Source organism: Fluviicola sp. (assembly GCF_030151805.1).
GTDB lineage: Bacteria > Bacteroidota > Bacteroidia > Flavobacteriales_D > Crocinitomicaceae > Fluviicola.
Genome location: NZ_JASLCN010000221.1, coordinates 1 through 2,697, shown reverse-complemented (window position 1 = coordinate 2,697; position 2,697 = coordinate 1). Strand labels below are relative to the sequence as shown.

General features: G+C 38.9%; 4 protein-coding genes and 1 pseudogene. All 5 read right to left on the bottom strand.

What is annotated here, in order from left to right; genetic code table 11:
- Positions 1-258, bottom strand: a pseudogene (locus Q1V93_RS08405) (30S ribosomal protein S7); the annotation flags it as partial.
- A gap of 15 nt (positions 259-273) precedes the next feature.
- Positions 274-654: a 30S ribosomal protein S12 gene (rpsL, locus tag Q1V93_RS08400; RefSeq protein ID WP_124744417.1), complete on the bottom strand. Its 381-nt coding sequence runs from the start codon at positions 652-654 to the stop codon at positions 274-276.
- 226 nt (positions 655-880) lie between these two features.
- On the bottom strand, positions 881-1,336 hold the full coding sequence (locus Q1V93_RS08395; protein WP_300663708.1) for a hypothetical protein: 456 nt from the start codon (positions 1,334-1,336) through the stop codon (positions 881-883).
- A gap of 166 nt (positions 1,337-1,502) precedes the next feature.
- The gene (locus tag Q1V93_RS08390; RefSeq protein WP_300663706.1) at positions 1,503-2,417 is read right to left on the bottom strand and encodes a T9SS type A sorting domain-containing protein; all 915 of its coding nucleotides are present in this window, start codon (positions 2,415-2,417) and stop codon (positions 1,503-1,505) included.
- A 55-nt stretch (positions 2,418-2,472) separates the two neighbouring features.
- Positions 2,473-2,697 (bottom strand): 3-oxoacyl-[acyl-carrier-protein] synthase III C-terminal domain-containing protein (locus tag Q1V93_RS08385; RefSeq protein WP_300663704.1); only part of this gene is annotated, 225 nt, incomplete at its 5' end.

The window sequence follows — 2,697 nt, the reverse complement described above, 5'->3', positions numbered from 1 at the left end:
CTGAAAAGTAGCTCCACCAACACGGCGAGAACGAACCTCCACAGAAGGAGTTACGTTTTCCAATGCTTTTTTGAACACTTCCAATCCTTCTTGATCTTCTAATTTCTTGTCTACGATTTCCAATGCATCGTAGAAAATTTTAAATGCCAAATTCTTTTTACCAGAATACATTAAGTTGTTAACGAATTTCGTTACTACAACGTCATTAAACTTTGGATCCGGGAGTATGGCAATTTTTTTCGCTTTTCTTCTTCTCATCTCTTAAAAGTTTAATTATTTCTTAGCTTTTGGACGTTTTGTTCCGTACTTAGAACGACGTTGTGAACGGCCTTCAACACCAGCTGTATCTTCCGCACCACGAACGATGTGGTAACGAACCCCCGGTAAATCTTTAACCCTTCCACCACGCACAAGAACCAAAGAGTGTTCTTGCAAGTTGTGACCTTCACCACCGATATAAGCATTCACTTCTTTACCGTTGGTAAGACGAACACGCGCTACTTTTCTCATAGCTGAGTTCGGCTTCTTAGGCGTAGTGGTGTACACACGTACACATACTCCTTTGCGCTGCGGACAAGAATCCAAAGCCGCTGACTTTGACTTCTTTACTACCGCAGTCCTTCCCTTTCGCACTAACTGTTGTATAGTTGGCATACAGTACTCAAATTTTGATAATTAATAAATATAAGTTTCCCCAAAGAACACACTTTGAGGGGTGCAAAGATAGATAGAAAAACTTACAAAGCAAGTGCTTTACAAAAAAAGTGCTGTTTTTGAACAAATTAGTGTTGATGAAATTAGAGAATTGTTAAACTGAATTTAACCCTTCATGATCCTCAAAAAAATCCTGTCAAAAAAGAATCGAAAAGAAAATTGCGTCTCATTTTTTGTATTTATGGATCAATTGTTCCAGTTCTTTTGTTTTCAAAACCATCAATAACCCTAAAACAACTTTTGAAAAAACAAGCACACAAGCAGGAAAATTAGATTGCCTGTTAAAAACCGTTCCTAAAAACTCAGGAATACCTTCACTCAACGTATAGATTCCAATAATCACAATGGCTAATCCGACGGCATTGGAGAAGGTTACTTGCTGGAATTCCTTTTCTTCAATACTTCTTTCCAGCTTGAATACCTGTATGATTTTTTCCGTTCTGAACAAACACAGAAAGGTAATTGCCCCATGAATCAAAACGGACACCAATACTTCCGGAGACTTCAATAAATTCAAGCTTGCAAACCCTGCCAGGAGTAATGCCGTAATCTGAACAAAACTGACAGCAAAGTAAACTCCGATGATTTTAATGATGATGGACCAAAGTGTGATTAGTTTCATGATTCATGGAAATGTTAAAAGTATGGAAGCAAAAATAAGATTATCTCTTAAATCCTCTGTCAGTTAACAGATAAACACGAGGTGTTGCGAAAAATGATCACACGTCGTACAAAACAAAAAAGCAGCACCTTGATGCTGCCTTTTAATATCGTGGTCTATTTCCTGTTTAATTCCGTCGGATTCTTTTAATGGTTACCTGATCCGCAGTCGTTGTAATCTTCATCAAATACATCCCGGAATTCAATCCCGACAAATCAAATTCGGTTAAAGTAAGACCTGAAGGTTTGGAAAGACAAAGCCTTCCATAAGAATCAAAAATTTCAATGTTCGAAACGGGCACATCCGATAATACATTCAGATTACCGGAAGTCGGATTCGGATAAACCTTTACATTCTCATCCTGCAACTGATCCAGGCCAAGATAATATTCACAGGCTCCGCCGCTTGGATTGTAATACAAACTGTCGTCCTGGAAACATAAAATACTTACCTGATCCAAATCCAAAAGCCCCGGATCATCACATCGTCGTGAAAAAGGGAACAAATAACAGCCGGTAGCACCAAAACGGGAATTAATACTGCCAATCAATTCCGAAGGGGAATCGGAAGTCGCAGATACAGTAAGTTCTATTGCATTTTGTCCGTTCAGCGAGACCGGACCGACAGATTCAACCACACAGCTCGAAGTATCATTACAGCCAAAGTAAGGTTCCTTTGTCTGAAGCACCCATTGATCATTTACCTGAGCAGAAAAATCATACAGCACAAAAAACTGACCTGCATCATGATCCCAATAGAACACTGTATCATTGGAAGTATAAATAGCTCCTGTCGGCAAGGATGATATTGATTCAAAAGAAGACCCGTCAGATCCTGAAATAAAACTATGTCTTACTCCTTTGATTATTGTACACGTAATCCCAAGGACTGTCGTATCACCGGCCTCCCAAAGTTTCGTATATCCTGTTTCACCGACATTATAAAAATAGTAATGCCAAACAGCATTTCCTTTTGTCCAAATGGATTGAGAAAAAGTTGAAGAGCTAACGCAGATAAATAGAAATAGTAAGATTCTTTTCATAAGTTAAGTAGTTAATATACATACTTATAACGCTAAAAATCCGAAATGGTTGTATTCAGACCCGGTAACAAACCGCATTGATATTCATTCCGGCTCCAACCGAAGCGAACAAAACAATGTCTCCTTCTGAAATTTTGTATCCGTTCATTTCTTCCCGTTTCACCATGCTCAAAAGCGTAGGAATCGTGGCAACGGAGCTGTTTCCAAGTTTATGAATGTTCATCGGCATCAAATGCTCCGGCATTTCGGAAACCTCGTATAACTTGAACAATTCGCGAAC